Source organism: Streptomyces ficellus (assembly GCF_030406405.1).
Taxonomy (GTDB): Bacteria; Actinomycetota; Actinomycetes; order Streptomycetales; family Streptomycetaceae; genus Streptomyces; species Streptomyces ficellus_B.
In genome coordinates this window covers 1-20,881 of the sequence record NZ_JAUEPL010000051.1, presented here as the reverse complement: position 1 = coordinate 20,881, position 20,881 = coordinate 1, and the positions used below count along the sequence as shown (strand labels likewise).

The following is a 20,881-nucleotide window of genomic DNA, read 5'->3' as shown; positions in this document are numbered from 1 at the left end:
GCGTCGTCCTGCCGACAGGGAGGACGACGCGATGCCGCTCATCGACTCCGGCCGGATCAGATGTTGGTTTGAAGCTCCGGAGCTACCCGGTCGGCGAAGTTGCCGCCAAAGTCGTAGCCGTCACGGACTCCTGCACGGGCGTATTCCGCAATGTCTCCCTGATTGGGGAGACCGTGGGCCTTCGCGGCTGCGTCGGCGGCCCCGGCGGTGTGCTTGATGTTCTTCTCGAGTCCGTTCTCCCAGTCCTTGCCCATCTGACCGCCGGCGGCGTCCTTGGCGTTGCCTTCGGCGTCCTGGAACAACTCCTCGAGAATCAAGCTGCTCACGGTTGTCGTAGCGCCTCCGACGGCGGCACCCACAACGGGGCTGGCAATGAAAGAAACGCCGACACCGATACCGGTTCCGACCCCACCCGAGATTCCATTCTTCCACTGAGCCACGGACTGCTCGTACTTCTTGTCGGCTTCCGCCGCGGGTCCGGCAGTCGCCTCTTGGCGACCGACGTTCAGGGTCGCGGAGACCTCGCCCGACGCGTGGGAGATCTCCCTCACCACAAGTTGGTGATCGTTGGAGAAACGCTGCGACTCAGGGAGACCAGGATTCAGGTGATAGTCCATCAGGTTCGCCATATAGGCTTTCTGGCCGACTTCGACGGCCGCGTATCCTCCGGGATCCTGGCCCACCGTGAGCAAGAAACGCGTGACGTCTCGGTGGTCCATGACGGCTTCGGTGCCGGCAATGGGGAACAGCCTCTCGATCCTGCCGCGGGCCGCCTTCTCGGAATCAGTGGCGTCTGGGCTGGCATTTGTCTCTGTCGTTGCCCTGTTGATGTCCGGTAGATACTCGGAAGCGATCTGACCGATGCTGTCGGACATGTAGCCGTGGTCTGTCAGCCGCTTGTTGTTGTCGGAAATGGATTGCACCAGGCTCTCCATCAGAGCGCTCTGCTGGCTGTTGTGCGGCGGCGTGTCCGCCGTGGGCAGTTCCCCTGCAGGATGGCCGGTCGTCGCCGCCTCCAGCGCCATAGCCAAGTTGTTGCGGCCCTCGATGCTGTCCTTGCCCTTGCCATCCAGCTCCTGGGGCCAGTCGCGCTCCTCGAAGAGGTACTGGAAGTTACTCAGACCCACCTTGCCGTTCTTGCCGTTGCCGTCCGTGTCGCGCTCGAAGTCGTGGTCCTCGTCCTTGGTGACGAAGTCCGCGTTGAAGAATTCGGTGGCGGCACCCGGGCTGTTGGCGAGGGCCTTCATGAAGCCGGTCATGGGGTCGGAGCCGGAATCGGTGCCCGTCCGGTTCAGGTACGGGTCCATGCCCATGGGCTGCCAGGCCATCGGTACCTGGCGCCCGTTGTCGCTGAGCTTCTTCTCGGTCTCGATCAGCTTGGAGCCGTAGCTTGTCAGGAACTGGTCGTCGTAGTTGCCCCACCGCATCAGGTTGCTCATGACCTGAAAGCCCATACTGGTGCTGTTCCTGGAGACGGGCTGGTCGCCGAGGTTGACCATGTCGTACTTCCACCTCGACATCTCGGGCGAGTCCGCTTGAGTAGCCGTCGCAAGCGTGAGGCTCAGGTGCTTCTGGAGGTCGTCGTACTGGTCCACACGCTCGTGGCCGACCTGGTACGCGGCATGAGGATCGTTGATCCCTGCCCAGAAGTTGAGCGTCCCCTTCGGCCCGAGCGTGGTCGCGAAGTGCTCCGCGAAGATCGCATCGCCCGAGTGCTTCTCCAGGCCCGACTTCAGAGCGTCGAAGTCCTCCGGCGTCAGGTCCTCCGGCTTCTTTTTCGCCAGGGCGGCCAGGCGTTCGGCTTCCTTCACGGCGTTGGCCGCCTGGTCACGGTCCTTGTACGTGGCGTCCGAGAAGCCGTGGTCCGTGAGGTCCACCAGCGCCTTGAGGGAGGTCGACGCGGTGCTGTCGATCTCGGTCGCCTTGTCGAGGATCCCCTGCAGCTCGTTACGCAGGGCGTCCACGTCCGCCTGCCCGTTGGGAGCCTTCTTGTCAGGGTTCTCGCGGACGGTGAAGCCACCGCCGTTCGGCGACACGGTGAGGTTCTTGCCCCGCCCGCGCTCGATGGCCTCCTTGAGCAGGCGCTGCTGCGTCTTCAGCTCGTCGCGGGTGTCCTGCATGATGTTCCGGATGGACGTCGCCTGGGTGACGGCGTCACCGAACTCCCCGGCGGTCTTGCCGATGAACTCTCGCGAGACAGTGGCGTTGTAGCCGGCCCAGCTCGCTCTTCTGGCCTGTCCGTGAAGGCCCTCTTCGGCGTCCTTTTTCAGTTCTTCCAGTTTGGTCAGCATGCTCGACCAGTCACTGACCGTGTCGTCGAGCAGCTTGAAGTTGGCGGAGTGCAGGGCTTCGAAGTCCATCAGGAGTCAGTCCTTGTCCTTCTTGTCCTTCGGCCCGTAAATTTTGTTCTTCTCGCCCGGCTTCGCCCAGTTGTCGTCGAAGCCCGCGTCGAGCGTGTGGATGCTGCTCACATGCCGCTCGATGAAGATTTCGTCGCCGGCATGCGCGTTCTTGGTGAAGTCCATATGGTTCGAGATCAGCGCGCACGCGTCCATCACCGAACCGAGCTGCCTGTCCCATCGCGTCGACACGTGTTGCAGCGCCTTGCCGAGGGCGAAGCCTTGTGAGTGCAGATCGGTTCCCGCGGAGTCCGTACTGGTGACGCGGGCCTCCTTCCACAGCCGGTTGTACAGCTTGAAGGCATGGTCACCGATCGCTGCCAGATCCTTCTGATGCACCTGGAGATCGCCCTGCGGGCCGCCCGCGTTGGGCCTGTCCTCGGGCGGCAGCCCGTTCAACTGCATCCGCGCCGAGTCCTTCTCGGCCGCCGACGCCTTCAACTGCTCCCATTCGTCCCAAGCCATCCGCAGGGCTCCTCCCCCGTATACCGATGGATTCAATGCCGCATCAACCTAGGCGATGCACCGTGACTATTCGCAAGGGCTGTCCACCACGTCGGTTCTCACGCTGTACCTCAGGTTGTCGATCGCGTGATCCATCTCGGACTGCCCCGGCAGCGGCGTCGCCGTCACTGTGAGGCAGATCCCGTCGATGTCATACCGCTCGACGAACGAGCCCCTGGTGTCCGGCTCGCTGCCGGACTGCGACCCGGTTCCGCCTTCCCGGCTCGCCTCCGAGTGCCCGTCGCCGCCAGCGTCCTCGCCGTCCACCAGCGACGCGACCGGGTCCTCGCGCTCCGGACCCTTGAGCCTCGGATTGATGAACTCGTCCCACGCGCCCTCGCCACCGCCGGGCCACTTGTGGCGCCCTTCGCCGTCCTCCGTCTCCAGGTTCAGCGCCGCGTACTCCACCCGATCCAGGACCTCCGCGTGATCCGGGCCCGTCTCGAAGACGCCCGCGAGCCGCAGCATGCCGATCACCTGCCAGCCCAGGAACACACCGAGCGCCGCCAGCGTCACCCGGCGCCACATGAACGACGCCGCCGACGGCTCGTGCGCCTCGGGGTTGTCGAAGTGCCGCGCCCGGAAGCGCCACCACAGCTTGCGCGGGTCGACGAACAGTGCGAACGCGAGGAACGCCACCGCGAACGCCCCTGCGAAGACCGCCGCGCCGATCATCCGTACAGCTCCGTCGGCATGAGGCCCGTCTGCACCAGCGGGTTGCCCCGCTGCCGTGAGACGAAGAAGCCCCGCCCCGCCGGCATCGGCCGCATCCGCACGCCGCCGAGTACGTCGCCTTCCTGCGGGTCACCGGAGAGGAGTACGCCTTGCGCGCCGAGCTCCATCATCCGCTGCATGAACGGTTCGTACGAGGCGCGGCTCGCCCCCGCCGAACTGCGGGCGATGATGAAGCGGACGCCCACGTCACGCGCGAACGGCAGGTGCTCCGTGAGCTTGGCCAGCGGGTTGCCGCTCGACGTGGACACCAGGTCGTAGTCGTCGACCACCACGTACACCGAGGGGCCGCGCCACCAGCTGCGGTCCCGCAGTTGCTGGGCCGTGACGTCGGCGGAGGGGGTGCGGCGCTGCATCAGATCGGCGAGCGCGTCCACATGGTGATCCATGTTGTTGGACATGGGGACGTACTCCGCCAGATGCGAGGGCGGCGTCACGTCCAGCAGCGCACGCCGGTTGTCGATCACGAAGAACTTCGCGGAGTCCCCGTCGTACCGCTCGCACACCTGCTTGATGAGCAGCCGCAGCATGTTCGACTTGCCCGACTCGCTCTCACCGAACACCAGGAAGAACGGGTCGCGGTCGAAGTTGACGAAGACCGGCTCCAGGTTGTTCTCGTCGATGGCGAACGCCACGCCCCGCTGCGGTTCCGCGAACCCCGCGGGAAGGTGCTGCACCGGCAGGTCGCGGGGCAGCAGACGTACCTTCGGGGCAGCCGGGCCGGTCCAGTGGCGGCTGATCTCCTGCACCATCGAGGCCGTGGCCTCGGCCAGGTCGCTGTCGGAGTTGATACTGTCGATGCGCGGCACAGCAGCCATGAAGTGCAGCTTCTCCGGGATGAGACCGCGGCCCGGTACACCGCTCGGAACATTGACGGCGATCTTGCGGTCCACCTCCGAGTCCATGGTGTCGCCCAGACGCAGCTCCAGCCGGTTCATCAGGTGGTCCTTGATGTTGGAGCGCACCTCCATCGAACGCGACGCCGTCAGGATCACGTGGATGCCGTAGCCGAGGCCGCGCGCCGCCATGTCCAGGACCGCCGGTTCGAGGCCTTCGTAATCCGCGCGGAAGTTGCCCCAGCCGTCGATGACGAGGAAGACGTCGCCCCAGGGCTGGTCCGTCACCGAGATTTCGCCGCGGGCGCGGAGCCTGCGGTACGTGGCGATGGAGTCGATGCCGGCGCTGCGGAAGAACTCCTCGCGCCGCGACAGGATGCCGTACACCTCGGCGACCGTACGCCGCACCTTCTCCGGATCGAGGCGCGACGCCACCCCGCCCACGTGCGGCAGGTCGGCGATCGCCGACAGGCCGCCACCACCGAAGTCGAGGCCGTAGAACTGCACCTCCAGTGGCGTGTGGGTCAGTGCGAAACCCGCGATGAGGGTACGCAGCAGCGTCGACTTGCCCGACTGCGGGCCGCCGACGATCTGCATATGGCCGGCCGCACCGGAGAAGTCCCGGTACAGCACGTCCCGGCGCTGCTCGAAGGGCTTGTCGACCACGCCCAGCGGGACGACGAGGCGGCCCGCGCCCTCGTACCCCGGCTGCGTCAGCCCGCGGCCCTCCACGCCCGCGAGGCCGGGCAGGATCTCGTCCAGCGGCGGCGGGTTGTCCAGCGGCGGCAGCCACACCTGATGGGCCTCCGCGCCGCGGCCCTCCAGCCGCCGCACGATGACGTCGAGTACGGAGTCGGCCAGCGCGTCGTCCTCCGCGGCCCGGGCCTCGGGGACGCGCGACTGGGCGGCCGGCTCGGCGTAACGGACCGGCACGGGCGCCGCGGTGAACGGCACCGGCCTGCGGTCCACGGGGAGCGGACCACCGGACACGGTGGCCCGCTGGTTCGAGCGGTACACCCCCGAGACGTAAGCCGCCTTGAACCGCACCATCTCGTCCGTACCGAACTTCAGATATCCGGAGCCGGGGACATTGGGCAGCGAGTAGGCGTCCGGGACGCCGATCGCCGCACGGGACTCGGCAGCGGAGAAGGTCCGCAGGCCGATCCGGTACGACAGATACGTCTCCAGGCCGCGCAGCCGCCCCTCTTCCAGACGCTGCGAGGCCAGCAGCAGATGGACCCCGAGCGAACGGCCGATACGGCCGATCTGCACGAACATCTCGATGAAGTCCGGCATGGCGGTGAGGAGTTCGCTGAACTCGTCGATGACCAGAACCAGTGACGGGATCGGCTGCAGCGGAGCCCCAGCGGCACGCGCCTTCTCGTAGTCGTGGATGTTGGCGTAATTGCCCGCGTCGCGCAGCATCTCCTGGCGGCGGTTGAGCTCACCGCGGATGGAGTCGCCCATGCGGTCCACCAGCGTCAGGTCGTCCGCGAGGTTGGTGATCACCGCGGCGACGTGCGGCATCTGGGACATGCCCGCGAAGGTGGCACCGCCCTTGAAGTCCGCGAGGACGAAGTTCAGGGTCTCGGAGGAGTGCGTGACGGCCAGGCCGAGCACGAGCGTGCGCAGGAGCTCGGACTTACCGGAACCGGTGGCGCCCACGCACAGACCGTGCGGGCCCATGCCCTCCTGCGCCGCCTCCTTGAGGTCCAGCATCACCGGAGAGCCGTCCTCGCCGACACCGATCGGCACCCGCAGCCGCTCCGACTGCGACCTGGGCCGCCAGGTGCGGCTGACGTCGACCGATGCGGCGTCGCCCAGGTTGAGCAGGTCGGTGAAGTCCAGGTTCGCGAGCAGCGGTTCGTCGTCATCCGCGCCCGAGGCGACGCGCAGCGGAGCCAGCTGGCGGGCGAGGGCTTCGGCGGCTTCGATACTCAGCCGGTCCGGCGCCCCGTCGTACACCATGCCGTGGCTCGCCTCCAGCCGCAGGCTGTCGGGGTGCACGGTCATGGACAGGCCACCGCGCGCCCCGGCGATCTGACCCGGCACCAGCTCGATGATCGTCACGCCTTGGATGCCCTCGGCCGCGGCGAGCGCCGACATCGGAGGGATGGACTGCCCGTCGAGTACGACAACGATGTGCGGCTGGTCCAGCAGCGGATGCCCGCCGCCCTGGAAGCGGGGACGGCCTTCGAGGCGCCCGGCCAGCATGTCCTGCAGGTCCCGTGCGTCCGTGGTGATCAGACGCCGGCTCCCCGCCCCGTCGCCGGCACCCGGAGCCTGGACGTGCGGAAGCCACTTCGCCCATTCCCACTGCGGGGCTGTGCCGCTCCCGGTGGCGACGGCGATGACCAGGTCCTCGGGGGAGTGCAGCGACGCCAGCGAACCGACCATCGCGCGGGTGGCGGAACGGGCGGACTCCTCGTCACCACCCACGGTCACGTGGTAAAAGGCGCGCAGGGACACCGCCATGGGCAGGCCTTCCAGCGTGCCGTGGGCCGTGAGGAACTGCTGCATCGCCCCGGCGGTGAGCGGCTCCAGCTCGTCGACCGGTGCGGTGTCGGGGGCGATGAGCGGTGTGGCGAGCTGCTGGCTGCCCAGCCCGATGCGTACCTGCCCGAAGTCGTCGTCACCGACGCGCCGCTCCCACACCCGGCTGCCCTCGGCGACCAGGGCCCACAGCTGCTCCGGGGACGGGTGGAGATAGAACTGCGCGTCACGCTGAAGGCGCGCGGTCCTCAGCACCGCGCGCCTGGTCTGAGTCAGGTACTTGAGGTAGTCGCGCCGCAGGTCGGCCAGTTGTCCCTGGGTCCCGCGCCGGTACCGCACGATCATCGCGATGGCCATGGCGACCGTCGACGCGATCATCACCATGCCCATGATGCGCATCGCGGGGTTCGGGGTCATGAAGAAGAAGACGACCGAACCACCCATGCCGAGTGTCGGCAGCAACTGCATCAGAACGCCCTCCTGCTGCCCTCTCGGGAGCTCGGGCGGAGGCTGTAGCTGGACCGGATCGCCCGGTACATGTGACGGCAGGGCCCGTGGTGGGCGCTTGACGACGATCTGACTCACAGCTCACCAATTCCCTTGCCGGACGGAAATGTTCCTATCGGCGCCCCCGTGGCGACGGGCTCCATCCGCGGTGAGGGATCCTACTTGCGTAGGGGGTGACGGGCGGGCGGTAGGGTGGCGCGACGTGTTGGCGCACCCGTGAACCAGCGCAAATAAACGGGTCATTCGGAGCGCTTGACGGGGTCATTCGGAGCGCTGCGCCAGGCCGACGATCCATGAGCATTCACGAGGGGAAGCAGCAGGTGAGTATGACGGCCTCAGCCGCGGCCACCGGAACCGGCCACCCGGCTCCCGCGACTCCGTCCACTGGCGGAACGGGCTTCTGCCGGGTCACCGTCGTCGCGCCCGACGGCCGCGTCGACGTGGCGCTGCCCGAGGACATTCCCGTCGCCGACCTCTACCCCGAGATCCTGCGCCTGTCCGGGCAGAGCCCGGCACCCGGTGCTCCGGTCGGCTATCACCTGGTACGCCGCGACGGCACCGTGCTCGACGGGGCACGCTCCCTGGCCGCCCAGCGCATCCTCGACGGCGAGCTGCTGTCGCTGCGGCCGTTCGCCGAGTCGCTGCCCCCGGCCGTCTTCGACGACGTCTCCGACGCCGTCGCCTCGGCCGTCGTGCGTGACCGCACCCTGTGGACCGACGAGCTGATGCGCGGCGCCGGCCTCTTCGGCGGCTCGGTCCTGCTGGTACTGCTCGCATTCGTGCTGTGGACGGCCGACCCCCGGCACGACATGCACGGCCTGCCGGGCGTCCTGGCCGCCGTCAGCGGTGTCCTGCTGCTCGCGCTGGCGGGCGTGCGCGCCCGTGTGTACGACGACCGTGGCTCGTCCGTCGCGCTGGGCATCGGTGCGATGGCGAACGCCGCGGTCGCCGGTACCGGCCTGCTGCCGCTGGCCGAGGGGCAGGGCACCGGCAAGCTGCAGTTCCTGCTCGCCTGCGCCGCCGTGCTGGTCACCTCGGTGGTCCTGACGATCGTCGCCCCCAGCGGCGACGGCCCCTTCGTCGCCTTCCTCTTCGCCGCCGGTACCGGTCTGCTGGTGTCGTTCGTCGCCATCACCACGAGGATGGATCCGGCCGAGACGGCCGCCGTGTGTGCCCCGCTCGCCGTGGGCGCACTCGCCTTCCTTCCGGGCCTCTCCACCCGCTTCGCCCGGCTGCCCATCGGTTTCGAGCCGCCCCGCACCACCATCGGTGACTACGGGACCGACCACGAGCCGCAAGGACCGGTGGACGCCGAGCGCATCGCCGCCCAGACCAGGCGGGGCCACGAGCTGCTGGTCGGCCTCGTCGGCGGCTGCGCACTGGTGGCGGTGGGCGCCGCGGCCGTGCTCGGGTTCTCCGACAACGTATGGGGGCAGCTGCTCGCCCTGGCCACGGGCATCGCCATGCTCATGCGCGCCCACCTCTTCCGCTACACCGCCCAGGTCGGCTGCTCGCTCGCCGCCGGCCTCGGCGCCCTCGTCCTGCTCGGGCTCGGCCTGTGCCTCAACCCTCCGCCGGAGCTGTGGCGCGACGCCACGGCCCTCGACATCCGTACGGTGTGGCTCGCCGCCGCGGTCGCCGGCGTCGCGGCGCTGCTCACCGCCATCGGCCTGATCGTGCCGCGCAAGGGCGTCACCCCCTTCTGGGGCCGCTTCCTGGAGATCGCCGAGACGTTCGTCCTCTTGACACTCATCCCTCTGTGCCTCGCCGTCTTCGACGTGTACCACTCAATCCGTGCGCTGACCTCCTGAGCGGACTGGTACGCTGTGTAACGGCCGTTTGTGTACGCGCTCCCGGAGCATCTGGGAGCAGCGCCCATCGCGCCTTCGCCTCCGAGTCACGGAAGCTCCCCTGAGAACAAGACCAGGGGCACTCGCGGGCGCATCGAACACCAAGAGGAGTACCGAGTGTCTCTCGACGCCGCTACGAAGAAGCAGATCATGGCCGAGTTCGGCACCAAGGAGGGCGACACCGGCTCCCCCGAGGTCCAGGTCGCGATGCTCTCCCGCCGCATCTCGGACCTGACCGAGCACCTCAAGACCCACAAGCACGACCACCACTCCCGCCGTGGTCTGCTGATCCTGGTCGGCCAGCGCCGCCGCCTGCTGCAGTACCTGGCCAAGAAGGACATCCAGCGCTTCCGTACGCTGGTCGACCGCCTCGGCATCCGCCGCGGTGCGGCCGGCGGCGCCAAGTAAGACGCCGTGAAGGGAGCGGTTCCCACAACCAGGGGGCCGCTCCCTTTGCTGTACATGCGCAGTGTTGCCTCCCCTTTGTAGGCTGGCTTACACAACGCAATAACGGAAAAGCGACAATCACATACTGGAGAGGTGCCCCGGCGCCGCCGCCGGTCCTCGGTAGTGGCCCCCGGGAGAGACCACCCCGGGCGCTTCGATCGAAGACCGGCCCCGCACACACGGTGCACTTCTCCGCCCCGTCCCCTCGCCACACGGGCGCAACGGGACGCAAAGACGACAAGCAACGGAGAATTCCTTTGGTGGAGAACGAGACCCACTACGCCGAGGCCGTCATCGACAACGGCTCCTTCGGCACCCGCACCATTCGCTTCGAGACGGGCCGCCTGGCCAAGCAGGCCGCCGGCTCCGCCGTGGCGTACCTGGACGACGACACCATGGTGCTGTCGGCCACCACCGCTTCCAAGAAGCCCAAGGACCAGCTCGACTTCTTCCCCCTGACGGTGGACGTCGAGGAGCGGATGTACGCGGCCGGAAAGATCCCCGGCTCCTTCTTCCGCCGTGAGGGCCGCCCCTCCGAGGACGCCGTCCTCACCTGCCGCCTGATCGACCGGCCGCTGCGCCCCTCCTTCAAGAAGGGCCTGCGCAACGAGATCCAGATCGTCGAGACGATCATGGCGCTCAACCCCGACCACCTGTACGACGTGGTCGCGATCAACGCCGCCTCCTGCTCCACGCAGCTGGCCGGCCTGCCCTTCTCCGGCCCCATCGGCGGCACCCGTGTCGCGCTGATCAAGGGCCAGTGGGTCGCGTTCCCGACGCACACCGAGCTCGAGGACGCCGTCTTCGACATGGTGGTCGCCGGCCGCGTCCTGGAGGACGGCGACGTCGCGATCATGATGGTCGAGGCCGAGGCCACCGAGAAGACCATCCAGCTCGTCAAGGACGGCGCCGAGGCCCCCACCGAGGAGGTCGTCGCCGCCGGTCTCGAGGCCGCGAAGCCCTTCATCAAGGTCCTCTGCAAGGCCCAGTCGGACCTCGCCGCCAAGGCCGCCAAGCCGGTCGGCGAGTTCCCGGTCTTCCTCGACTACCAGGACGACGTCCTGGAGGCGCTGACGACCGCGGTCAAGACCGAGCTCTCCGCCGCGCTCACCATCGCCGGCAAGCAGGAGCGCGAGGCCGAGCTGGACCGCGTCAAGGAGATCGCCGCCGAGAAGCTGCTCCCGCAGTTCGAGGGCCGCGAGAAGGAGATCTCCGCCGCGTACCGGGCGCTGACCAAGAAGCTGGTCCGCGAGCGCGTCATCAAGGACAAGGTCCGCATCGACGGCCGTGGCCTGACCGACATCCGTACGCTCGCGGCCGAGGTCGAGGCCATCCCGCGCGTGCACGGCTCGGCGCTCTTCGAGCGTGGCGAGACCCAGATCCTGGGCGTCACCACCCTCAACATGCTCCGCATGGAGCAGCAGCTGGACACCCTCTCCCCGGTGACCCGCAAGCGCTACATGCACAACTACAACTTCCCGCCGTACTCCGTCGGTGAGACCGGCCGCGTCGGTTCGCCGAAGCGCCGCGAGATCGGCCATGGCGCGCTCGCCGAGCGCGCGATCGTGCCGGTTCTGCCGACGCGCGAGGAGTTCCCGTACGCGATCCGTCAGGTGTCCGAGGCCCTCGGCTCCAACGGCTCGACGTCCATGGGTTCGGTCTGCGCCTCGACCATGTCGCTGCTGAACGCCGGTGTGCCGCTGAAGGCCCCCGTCGCCGGCATCGCCATGGGCCTGATCTCCGAGGAGGTCGACGGCAAGACGCACTACGTCGCGCTCACCGACATCCTCGGTGCCGAGGACGCCTTCGGCGACATGGACTTCAAGGTCGCCGGTACGAAGGAGTTCGTCACCGCCCTCCAGCTCGACACCAAGCTGGACGGCATCCCGGCCTCCGTCCTGGCCGCGGCCCTCAAGCAGGCCCGCGACGCCCGCCTCCACATCCTCGATGTGATGATGGAAGCGATCGACACGCCGGACGAGATGTCCCCCAACGCCCCGCGGATCATCACCGTCAAGATCCCCGTGGACAAGATCGGTGAGGTCATCGGCCCCAAGGGCAAGATGATCAACCAGATCCAGGAGGACACCGGCGCCGAGATCACGATCGAGGACGACGGCACCATCTACATCGGTGCCCAGGTCGGCTCGCAGGCCGAGGCCGCCCGCGCCACGATCAACAGCATCGCCAACCCGACCATGCCGGAGGTCGGCGAGCGCTACCTGGGTACGGTCGTCAAGACCACCACCTTCGGCGCGTTCGTCTCCCTGATGCCCGGCAAGGACGGCCTGCTGCACATCTCGCAGATCCGCAAGCTCGCCGGTGGCAAGCGCGTGGAGAACGTCGAGGACGTGCTCGCGGTCGGCGCCAAGGTCCAGGTCGAGATCGCCGAGATCGACCAGCGCGGCAAGCTCTCCCTCATCCCCGTGATGGCGGACGAGGACGCTGCCGAGGGCGAGAAGGACGACACCGACCAGTGACGTCCCGTAGTTCGCAGGCGACGGCCCGCACCTCCTCGGAGGCGCGGGCCGTCGCCCGTACCCAAACGCTCCTCACGGGCAAGGACGGCATCGGCACCGTCCGCCGCACGACCCTGCCCGGCGGGCTGCGCGTCGTCACCGAGACCCTGCCCTCCGTACGCTCCGCCACCTTCGGCATCTGGGCGCATGTCGGCTCCCGCGACGAGACGCCCGCCCTCAACGGCGCCACGCACTACCTGGAGCACCTCCTCTTCAAGGGCACCCACAAGCGGTCCGCCCTCGACATCTCCTCCGCCATCGACGCGGTCGGCGGCGAGATGAACGCCTTCACGGCGAAGGAGTACACCTGCTACTACGCGCGCGTGCTCGACACCGACCTGCCGCTCGCCATCGACGTGGTGTGCGACATGCTCACCGGCTCGCTGATCCGCCAGGAGGACGTCGACGCCGAGCGCGGCGTCATCCTCGAAGAGATCGCGATGACCGAGGACGACCCGGGCGACGTCGTCCATGACCTCTTCGCCAAGACCATGTTCGGCGACACCCCCCTGGGCCGCCCGGTCCTCGGCACCGTCGACACCATCGAGGCGCTCTCCGCCGACCGCGTCCGCCGCTTCTACAAGAAGCACTACGACCCGACGCACCTGGTCGTCGCCGCCGCGGGCAACGTCGACCACGCCACGGTCGTACGCCAGGTCCGCCGCGCCTTCGACAAGGCCGGCGCCCTCACGCGTACGGACGCGGTCCCCGTCGCCCCGCGCGAGGGCCGCCGGACCATCCGTACGGCCGGCCGCGTCGAGCTGCAAAGCCGCAGGACCGAGCAGGCCCACGTCGTCCTCGGCGTGCCGGGCCTCGCCCGCACCGACGACCGCCGCTGGGCGCTGGGCGTCCTCAACACGGCCCTCGGCGGGGGTATGTCCTCGCGCCTCTTCCAGGAGGTCCGGGAGAAGCGCGGCCTGGCCTACAGCGTGTACTCCTACACGTCCGGCTTCGCCGACTGCGGCCTGTTCGGCGTCTACGCGGGCTGCCGCCCCAGCCAGGTCCACGACGTGCTGAAGATCTGCCGGGACGAGCTGGACCGCGTCGCGCGCGAAGGCCTCACCGACGACGAGGTCCGGCGCGCGATCGGCCAGCTCGCCGGCTCCACCGTCCTCGGCCTGGAGGACACCGGCGCCCTGATGAACCGCATCGGCAAGAGCGAGCTGTGCTGGGGCGACCAGATGTCGGTCGACGACATGCTCGCCCACATGGCGGCGGTCACCCCCGACGACGTACGAGAAGTGGCCGGCGAGCTCCTTGGACAGCGCCCGTCGCTGTCGGTGATCGGCCCCCTGAAGGACAAGCAGGCGGACCGCCTCCACGAAACGGTCGCGTGATCGGAACCGAAGGAAGTACGAGCATGAGCAGCAAGCTGCGGGTCGCGGTCATCGGCGCCAAGGGACGCATCGGCTCCGAAGCCGTACGCGCCATCGAGGCCGCCGACGACATGGAACTGGTCGCGGCGATCGGCCGGGGCGACAAGCTGGAGACCCTCGCCGAGGCCGGCGCCCAGGTCGCCGTCGAACTGACGACGCCCGCCTCCGTGATGGGCAACCTCGACTTCTGCGTACGCCATGGCATCCACGCGGTCGTCGGCACCACCGGCTGGACCGAGGACCGCCTCACCCAGCTCACCACCTGGCTGGACGACTCGCCCGACACGGGCGTCCTCATCGCGCCGAACTTCTCCATCGGCGCCGTCCTCACCATGAAGTTCGCCCAGATCGCCGCGCCGTACTTCGAGTCGGTCGAGGTGGTCGAGCTCCACCACCCCAACAAGGTGGACGCCCCCTCCGGCACCGCCACCCGCACCGCCCAGCTGATCGCCGCCGCCCGCGCCGAAGCCGGCTGCGCCCCGCAGCCCGACGCGACGACGACGGCCCTGGACGGCGCGCGCGGCGCGGACGTCCAGGGCGTGCCCGTCCACGCCGTGCGCCTGAGGGGCCTGCTGGCCCACCAGGAGGTGCTGCTCGGTGGCGAGGGCGAAACGCTCACGATCCGCCACGACTCGCTGCACCACAGCAGCTTCATGCCGGGGATCCTGCTGGGCGTGCGCCGTGTGGTGACCACCCCGGGCCTCACCTTCGGCCTGGAAAACTTCCTGGACCTGGGCTGATGCGCGCGAAGGTCACCTACGTCATCACGGCAGCCGTCCTGGTCGTCTACTTCGTCCTGGTCGGCAGCCGTGGGGTGATGCTGATCCAGCACGGCACCGCGCTCACCGTGACCTTCGGCGGCGCGGTCCTCATCCTGCCGGTCATCGGCGTCTGGTTCCTCTGGAAGAACACCCGGTTCGTCACCAAGGCCAACCGCCTCGCCGCCGAGCTGGAAGCCGAAGGCGGCCTGCCGGTCGACGAGTTGAAGCGCACCCCCGGCGGCCGCATCGACCGCGACTCGGCCGACGCCGTCTTCGCCAAGCGGCGCGAGGAGACCGAGGACACACCGGACGACTGGCGCTGCTGGTTCCGGCTCGCGGTCGCCTACCACGACGCCCGCGACACCCCGCGCGCCCGCAAGGCCATGCAGCGCGCGATCGCCCTCCACGAGGGCCGCCAACCGGTCGGGAACTAGCGCCTGTCGTTCGGATCTTGCCGAGCTCCGGCCTGATCCAAACGACAGGCCCTGGAAGCGGTCAGGAACCGGCCGCGTACTCCGCGCTCCACGCCTCCACCGCATCGGCCGCCCGGTCGAAGGCCTCCACCCGCGCCAGGAAGTCCGCGTTGCGGTCGGTGAGCAGCACCAGCTGCCCGCCACCCCGGCGTACGAGGACCAGAGCCTGCCCCTGCACGGTGCGCGGCAGCCCGAGCCACCGCACGGGCTGCTGCACCGTGCGTACGTCCTTGATCTGCGCCCACGGCAGCGTGGCCGTCCGGAGGAACCCGGCGCGGCGCACACCGTGCCGGCTCACCCACGCCCCGGCGCGCAGCAGCCGCAGCGCGGCGACGATCATCAGCACGGCCAGCGCCAGACACAGCCCGGCACCCGACGCCGTTCCCGCCAGCGCGGTGACCATGGCGGCCAGGAGCACGAAGGAGGCGAGCAGCAGCACCAGCGCCGCCGCCCCGACCCGCCAGGGGCCGGGACGGTACGGACGGCGCCACTGGTCGTGGTCGTCGAATGGCAGAGCGACGTCCTCGCTGGTGTCGAAACCGCGGTCGGCCGTCAGGAAGGGCAGGGGCACGACAGAACCTCACTCATACGCACGCTCGACAGGGCTGTGCCGGGTGAGGCTACCCAGCGGTTCGACGACCGGCCACCCCAGGGTGGCCATCGGGGTGGCCTTGCACCCCTCGGGGCGTCAACGCCCGTTGGATGCCTCGGACTGCTGACTGTGACCCGAGGTGGCGGGGCCCGACTCCATCGCCGGAAGGCCGAAGAGCAGCGACCCGACCAGTCCGGCCACGACGGTCAGCCCGACCAGCGTACGGCCCGCGACCTCGGAAACGCTGGGACGCTGCCGAGCTGGGGGAGTGACGTTACTGCGGAAGCGGTCGGCCTCGGCGACGAACGCGAACGGGACTGCCTCACGCCGGCGGAACATGTGAGAACCCTCCTTGGAATCTCGTGGTGGACGCTGCTAACGGGACAGACGCACGAAGCAACGGATTGGTGCCCGAATTCCCCGGAATGATCGAACAATGTCTCCGGCCCTCGTCCGGTCAAGCGCTGTCAGTGCCGGGCCGTAGAGTGGGCGCCGCCCGAGTGATGCGATTGGAAGGCCCCGCCGGTGTCCGACACCCCCTCCGAAGACCTCAAGCCCAGCTTCCGCAGCGATGTGACCGTCGAGCTGGTGAAGCACAGCGCCGCGGATTCCGACGTCCTGTGGGCCGCCCGTGTCTCCACGGCCGGCGAGCAGTCCCTCGAGGAGCTGACGAAGGACCCGGAGCGCTCCAAGGGGCTGATCAACTATCTGATGCGGGACCGGCACGGCAGCCCGTTCGAGCACAACTCGATGACGTTCTTCATCAGCGCCCCGATCTTCGTCTTCCGCGAGTTCATGCGGCACCGGGTGGGCTGGTGCATCGCCGGCGACACGGAGATCACGCTGGAGAGCGAGGCGGGCAACCTCCGACGCAGGACGATCGCCGAGCTGTACAAGCTGTGGCACCTGGGCGTCGAGGACCGCCTTCCGGCCTCCGCCGGCGGCGTAACCTGGCACGCGCGGGCCGGAAAGTGGATGGCCCAGGTCCGTCGGGGTGACGAGAACCACTACCTGGGGCTCTACGAGGAACGGGAAGCAGCTGAGTCCGCCGTCGTCGAGTTCCGGGCCCTGCACCCGAGCACGCGGATCCGCAAGCTGGAGTCCGTCCGGCGCAACCACGTCCGGTGTTACGACGAGGACACCCTCGTGGCGAGCCGAGCCCGCATCGTCGACGTCATCCAGTCGGGCGTGAAGCCGCTCATCAAGATCACCACGGAGAGCGGGAAGGTGCTCCGCTCCACCGTCGACCATGCGGTGCTGACCCCGGAGGGCTGGCGCAAAGCCGGGGAGCTGACCGTCGAGGACGCGGTGATGGCGGCGGCCACCGCTGCGCGGCCCTCCGAAGCCCTGGTCCCGCCGAGCCTGCGGCGCGGCATCGGCGTATGGACGTCCATGCAGCGCGAACGGCTGATCAAGGACGTTGACGTCTGCCATCTGTGTGGCGGTGGCTTCCCCCGGTCGGAACTCGCCCTTGACCACGTGGTTCCGGTGGCCGGGGACATGTCCCGTGCTCTCGACGAGAGCAACCTGGCGCCGGCGTGTGAGAGCTGCCACGCGGAGAAGAGCGCACAGGAACAGGCGCTCGCGCGGCGTGGAGGCAAGATCGCCGTCGCCCGACCCGACGCGATTGTCTCGATCGTCGAGGACGGCGAGGAAATGACGTACGACCTCTCCGTCGAGGGACCGTGGCACAACTTCCTGGCCAACGGGATCGTCGTACACAACTCGTACAACGAGGAGTCCGGCCGCTACCGGGAACTCCAGCCCTTCTTCTACGTCCCGGACGCCTCGCGCAAACTGGTCCAAGAGGGCCGCCCGGGCAAGTACATCTTCGTGGAGGGCACCGAGGACCAGCAAAAGCTCGTCGAGCGCACGATGGAGGCCTCCTACGTCCAGGCGTACGAGGCGTACCAGGAGATGCTCGCCGCCGGCGTCGCCCGCGAGGTCGCCCGCGCGGTGCTCCCCGTCGGCCTCTTCTCCTCGATGTACGCCACCTGCAACGCGCGCTCGCTGATGCACTTCCTGGGCCTTCGTACGCAGCATGAGCTGGCCAAGGTCCCGTCCTTCCCGCAGCGGGAGATCGAGATGGTCGGCGAGAAAATGGAGGAGCACTGGGCGCGCCTGATGCCGCTCACGTACGCCGCCTTCAACGCCAACGGTCGCGTAGCGCCCTGAGCCGTACGAGCACGGGCAGGCACAGATGTCCGGATCGCCCGCCCGAAGTGTCCGTATTGCGACGTTTCGAGAAGTTCATCTAGGCTGATCAGACGGACCCGGCACTGCTTGAACCCCCGAGCAGGCAGTGCCGGGCTCCACCTCCCTCAGCGTCCCCCGAGGGGACCGCACGCGCTGTGCAACGAGTAGCGTGTTACCCATGGCTCCGATCTCCACTCCGCAGACCCCCTTCGGGCGGGTGCTCACCGCGATGGTCACGCCCTTCACGGCGGACGGCGCACTCGACCTCGACGGCGCCCAGCGGCTCGCCGCCCACCTGGTGGACGCAGGCAACGACGGCCTGGTCGTCAACGGCACCACCGGCGAGTCCCCGACCACCAGCGACGCGGAGAAAGACCAGCTCGTACGGGCGGTCCTGGAGGCGGTCGGCGACCGCGCCCACGTCGTCGCCGGCATCGGCACCAACGACACCCACCACTCCATCGAACTGGCCCGCAGCGCCGAGCGCGCCGGCGCACACGGCCTGCTCGCGGTGACGCCGTACTACAACAAGCCCCCTCAGGAGGGCCTGTACCGGCACTTCACCGCGATCGCGGACGCCACCGGCCTGCCGGTGATGCTGTACGACATTCCCGGCCGCAGTGGCGTCCCGATCGACACCGAGACGATCGTCCGTCTCGCCGCCCACCCGCGCATCGTCGCCAACAAGGACGCCAAGGGCGACCTCGGCCGCGCCAGCTGGGCCATCGCCCGCAGCGGCCTCGCCTGGTACTCCGGCGACGACATGCTCAACCTGCCGCTGCTCTCCGTCGGCGCGGTCGGCTTCGTCTCCGTCGTCGGCCACGTCGTCACCCCGGAGCTCCGCGCCCTGCTCGACGCCCACCTCACCGGTGACGTCCAGAAGGCAACTGAGGTCCACCAGCGGCTGCTGCCGGTCTTCACCGGCATGTTCCGTACGCAGGGCGTGATCACCACCAAGGCCGCCCTCGCCCTCCAGGGCCTTCCCGCGGGGCCCCTGCGCCTGCCGCTGGTGGAGCTCTCACCGGAGGAAACCGCTCAGCTCAAGATCGACCTCGCCGCGGGCGGGGTACAGCTGTAGCCACGGACTTCATAACTGAATACGAACGAAACATCCGACGACAGCAAGTGCACGAATGTCATGCGCGCCACGTGCCTCACTGGTACGTGGCGCGTGTGGTGAGGAGAGTCTTTTGAGTCATCCGCATCCTGAACTGGGCGCGCCCCCGAAGCTGCCCCAGGGCGGCCTGCGCGTCACCCCGCTCGGTGGCCTCGGCGAGATCGGCCGCAACATGACCGTCTTCGAGTACGACGGCCGCCTGCTGATCGTCGACTGCGGCGTGCTCTTCCCCGAGGAGGAGCAGCCCGGCATCGACCTGATCCTGCCGGACTTCACCAGCATCAGGGACCGCCTGAACGACGTCGAGGGCATCGTGCTCACGCACGGCCACGAGGACCACATCGGCGGCGTCCCCTTCCTGCTCCGGCTGAAGCCCGACATCCCGCTCATCGGCTCCAAGCTCACCCTCGCCCTGATCGAGGCCAAGCTCCAGGAGCACCGCATCCGCCCGTACACCCTTGAGGTGTCGGAAGGCGACCGCGAGCGCCTGGGCCCCTTCGACTGCGAATTCGTCGCGGTCAACCACTCCATCCCGGACGCCCTGGCCGTCGCCATCCGCACCCCCGCGGGCATGGTCGTGCACACGGGCGACTTCAAGATGGACCAGCTCCCGCTGGACAACCGCCTCACCGACCTGCACGCTTTCGCGCGCCTCAGCGAGGAGGGCATCGACCTCCTCCTGTCGGACTCCACGAACGCCGAGGTCCCGGGCTTCACCCCGCACGAGCGTGACATCTCCAACGTCATGCGCACGGTCTTCGCGGGCGCCCAGAAGCGGATCATCGTGGCCAGCTTCGCCAGCCATGTGCACCGCATCCAGCAGATCCTCGACGCGGCCCACGAGTTCGGCCGCCGCGTCGCCTTCGTCGGCCGCTCGATGGTCCGGAACATGGGCATCGCCCGCGACCTGGGCTATCTGCGCGTCCCGCCCGGCCTGGTCGTCGACGTCAAGACCCTCGACGACCTTCCGGACGAAGAGGTCGTGCTCGTCTGTACGGGCTCGCAGGGCGAGCCGATGGCCGCCCTGTCCAGGATGGCCAACCGCGACCACCAGATCCGGATCGTGCAGGGCGACACCGTCATCCTGGCGTCGTCCCTGATCCCGGGCAACGAGAACGCGGTCTACCGCGTGATCAACGGGCTCACGCGCTGGGGCGCCAACGTCGTCCACAAGGGCAACGCCAAGGTCCACGTCTCGGGCCACGCCTCGGCCGGCGAGCTGCTGTACTTCTACAACATCTGCAAGCCGAGGAACCTCATGCCGGTCCACGGCGAATGGCGCCACCTGCGCGCCAACGCCGAGCTCGGCGCGCTGACGGGGGTCCCCAAGGACCGCATCGTCATCGCCGAGGACGGTGTCGTGGTCGACCTCGTCGGCGGCAAGGCCAAGATCGTCGGCAAGGTCCAGGCGGGGTACGTGTACGTCGACGGCCTGTCCGTCGGCGATGTCACCGAGACCTCCCTGAAGGACCGGCGCATCCTCGGCGAGGAGGGCATCATCTCGGTGTTCGTGGTCGTCGACTCCACGACCGGCAAGATCACCGGCGGCCCGCACATCCAGGCCCGCGGCTCCGGCATCGAGGACGCCGCGTTCGACGCGGTCATCCCGAAGGTCCACGAGGCCCTGGCCAAGTCGGCCGCGGACGGCGTCGCGGAGCCGCACCAGCTCCAGCAGCTGATCCGCCGCACGATCGGCAAGTGGGTCTCGGACACCTACCGCCGGCGCCCGATGATCCTCCCGGTGGTCGTCGAAGTCTGACGCTCCACCAGCTTCCTTACGGGGCGGGGCTCCTCGATTTGCATCGGGGCGCCCCGCTCCAGTACGTTTACGGCTCCGCCTGACGGGAACCCGGCACCACTGTGTGCCTGACAGGGTGCCCAGGAAGACCGGAAAATCCGACTCAGGAACTCTGATAAAGTCGGGATCAGCCGAAAGGCAAAGGGCCCTCCAACGGCCACCGGAAACAAAATCCGACCGGAAACGGAACGGAAAACGGATCTGGTAGGGTTGGAAACACGAAATACCGAAGGGAAGCGCCCGGAGGAAAGCCCGAGAGGGTGAGTACAAAGGAAGCGTCC

At 68.6% G+C, this 20,881-nt stretch carries 14 protein-coding genes and 3 pseudogenes; 11 read left to right on the top strand and 6 right to left on the bottom strand.

Annotated features, from left to right (window positions below):
• Positions 1–56 precede the first annotated feature (56 nt).
• The 4 genes from QWM81_RS25970 to eccCa form a co-directional block, all read right to left on the bottom strand.
• The gene (locus QWM81_RS25970) at positions 57–2,360 is read right to left on the bottom strand and encodes a DUF6571 family protein (RefSeq protein WP_290114784.1); all 2,304 of its coding nucleotides are present in this window, start codon (positions 2,358–2,360) and stop codon (positions 57–59) included.
• 6 nt (positions 2,361–2,366) lie between these two features.
• Positions 2,367–2,864: a hypothetical protein gene (locus tag QWM81_RS25965; protein ID WP_290114783.1), complete on the bottom strand. Its 498-nt coding sequence runs from the start codon at positions 2,862–2,864 to the stop codon at positions 2,367–2,369.
• Positions 2,865–2,930: 66 nt separating this feature from the next.
• Entirely contained in the window at positions 2,931–3,578 is a 648-nt protein-coding gene (locus tag QWM81_RS25960; protein WP_290114782.1) for a hypothetical protein, read from the bottom strand.
• Positions 3,575–7,549, bottom strand: a complete 3,975-nt coding sequence (eccCa, locus tag QWM81_RS25955; RefSeq protein WP_290114780.1) for a type VII secretion protein EccCa — start codon at positions 7,547–7,549, stop codon at positions 3,575–3,577. Before eccCa ends, QWM81_RS25960 begins: the two co-directional genes overlap by 4 nt.
• Positions 7,550–7,797: 248 nt before the next feature.
• Between eccCa and eccD the strand changes: the two genes are divergently transcribed.
• The 6 genes from eccD to QWM81_RS25925 all read left to right on the top strand — a co-directional run bounded on the left by eccD (position 7,798) and on the right by QWM81_RS25925 (position 14,858).
• Positions 7,798–9,282, top strand: coding sequence for a type VII secretion integral membrane protein EccD (gene eccD, locus QWM81_RS25950; protein WP_290114778.1), 1,485 nt, complete (start codon positions 7,798–7,800; stop codon positions 9,280–9,282).
• Between the two features lie 156 nt (positions 9,283–9,438).
• Entirely contained in the window at positions 9,439–9,729 is a 291-nt protein-coding gene (rpsO, locus tag QWM81_RS25945) for a 30S ribosomal protein S15 (RefSeq protein WP_006346214.1), read from the top strand.
• 299 nt (positions 9,730–10,028) lie between these two features.
• On the top strand, positions 10,029–12,248 hold the full coding sequence (locus QWM81_RS25940) for a polyribonucleotide nucleotidyltransferase (protein ID WP_290114777.1): 2,220 nt from the start codon (positions 10,029–10,031) through the stop codon (positions 12,246–12,248).
• On the top strand, positions 12,245–13,624 hold the full coding sequence (locus QWM81_RS25935) for a M16 family metallopeptidase (protein WP_290114776.1): 1,380 nt from the start codon (positions 12,245–12,247) through the stop codon (positions 13,622–13,624). Before QWM81_RS25940 ends, QWM81_RS25935 begins: the two co-directional genes overlap by 4 nt.
• Positions 13,625–13,647: 23 nt before the next feature.
• On the top strand, positions 13,648–14,403 hold the full coding sequence (gene dapB, locus QWM81_RS25930) for a 4-hydroxy-tetrahydrodipicolinate reductase (protein ID WP_290114775.1): 756 nt from the start codon (positions 13,648–13,650) through the stop codon (positions 14,401–14,403).
• Positions 14,403–14,858: a tetratricopeptide repeat protein gene (locus QWM81_RS25925; RefSeq protein ID WP_290114773.1), complete on the top strand. Its 456-nt coding sequence runs from the start codon at positions 14,403–14,405 to the stop codon at positions 14,856–14,858. The genes dapB and QWM81_RS25925 overlap by 1 nt, the downstream gene beginning before the upstream one ends.
• 61 nt (positions 14,859–14,919) lie before the next feature.
• On the opposite strand, the gene QWM81_RS25920 is transcribed toward QWM81_RS25925, so the two are convergent.
• Both QWM81_RS25920 and QWM81_RS25915 read right to left on the bottom strand, forming a co-directional pair.
• Complete coding sequence (locus QWM81_RS25920; protein WP_290114772.1) at positions 14,920–15,468, bottom strand: SCO5741 family PH domain-containing membrane protein; 549 nt, start codon at positions 15,466–15,468, stop codon at positions 14,920–14,922.
• A 117-nt stretch (positions 15,469–15,585) separates the two neighbouring features.
• Positions 15,586–15,828, bottom strand: coding sequence for a hypothetical protein (locus QWM81_RS25915; RefSeq protein ID WP_290114771.1), 243 nt, complete (start codon positions 15,826–15,828; stop codon positions 15,586–15,588).
• 186 nt (positions 15,829–16,014) lie between these two features.
• On the opposite strand from QWM81_RS25915, the pseudogene QWM81_RS25910 reads away from it, so the two are divergent.
• From QWM81_RS25910 to QWM81_RS25890, 5 genes and pseudogenes are all read left to right on the top strand, one after another.
• Positions 16,015–16,305: pseudogene (locus QWM81_RS25910) on the top strand (FAD-dependent thymidylate synthase); the annotation flags it as partial.
• A pseudogene (locus tag QWM81_RS25905) lies at positions 16,285–17,211 on the top strand (HNH endonuclease); the annotation flags it as partial. The pseudogenes QWM81_RS25910 and QWM81_RS25905, both read left to right, overlap by 21 nt.
• 3 nt (positions 17,212–17,214) lie before the next feature.
• Positions 17,215–17,664, top strand: a pseudogene (gene thyX, locus QWM81_RS25900) (FAD-dependent thymidylate synthase); the annotation flags it as partial.
• 199 nt (positions 17,665–17,863) lie between these two features.
• Positions 17,864–18,763, top strand: a complete 900-nt coding sequence (dapA, locus tag QWM81_RS25895; RefSeq protein ID WP_290114770.1) for a 4-hydroxy-tetrahydrodipicolinate synthase — start codon at positions 17,864–17,866, stop codon at positions 18,761–18,763.
• Positions 18,764–18,875: 112 nt separating this feature from the next.
• Positions 18,876–20,561 (top strand): ribonuclease J, encoded by a 1,686-nt coding sequence (locus QWM81_RS25890; protein ID WP_290114769.1) that lies wholly within the window; start codon positions 18,876–18,878, stop codon positions 20,559–20,561.
• Positions 20,562–20,881 lie beyond the last annotated feature (320 nt).

What these genes read in the sequence shown, in the direction of transcription:
- QWM81_RS25970 (WP_290114784.1), bottom strand. Translation starts at nt 2,360, where the DNA reads ATGGACTTCGAAGCCCTGCACTCCGCCAACTTCAAGCTGCTCGACGAC.
- QWM81_RS25965 (WP_290114783.1), bottom strand. Translation starts at nt 2,864, where the DNA reads ATGGCTTGGGACGAATGGGAGCAGTTGAAGGCGTCGGCGGCCGAGAAG.
- QWM81_RS25960 (WP_290114782.1), bottom strand. Translation starts at nt 3,578, where the DNA reads ATGATCGGCGCGGCGGTCTTCGCAGGGGCGTTCGCGGTGGCGTTCCTC.
- eccD (WP_290114778.1), top strand. Translation starts at nt 7,798, where the DNA reads ATGACGGCCTCAGCCGCGGCCACCGGAACCGGCCACCCGGCTCCCGCG.
- dapB (WP_290114775.1), top strand. Translation starts at nt 13,648, where the DNA reads ATGAGCAGCAAGCTGCGGGTCGCGGTCATCGGCGCCAAGGGACGCATC.
- QWM81_RS25925 (WP_290114773.1), top strand. Translation starts at nt 14,403, where the DNA reads ATGCGCGCGAAGGTCACCTACGTCATCACGGCAGCCGTCCTGGTCGTC.
- QWM81_RS25915 (WP_290114771.1), bottom strand. Translation starts at nt 15,828, where the DNA reads ATGTTCCGCCGGCGTGAGGCAGTCCCGTTCGCGTTCGTCGCCGAGGCC.
- dapA (WP_290114770.1), top strand. Translation starts at nt 17,864, where the DNA reads ATGGCTCCGATCTCCACTCCGCAGACCCCCTTCGGGCGGGTGCTCACC.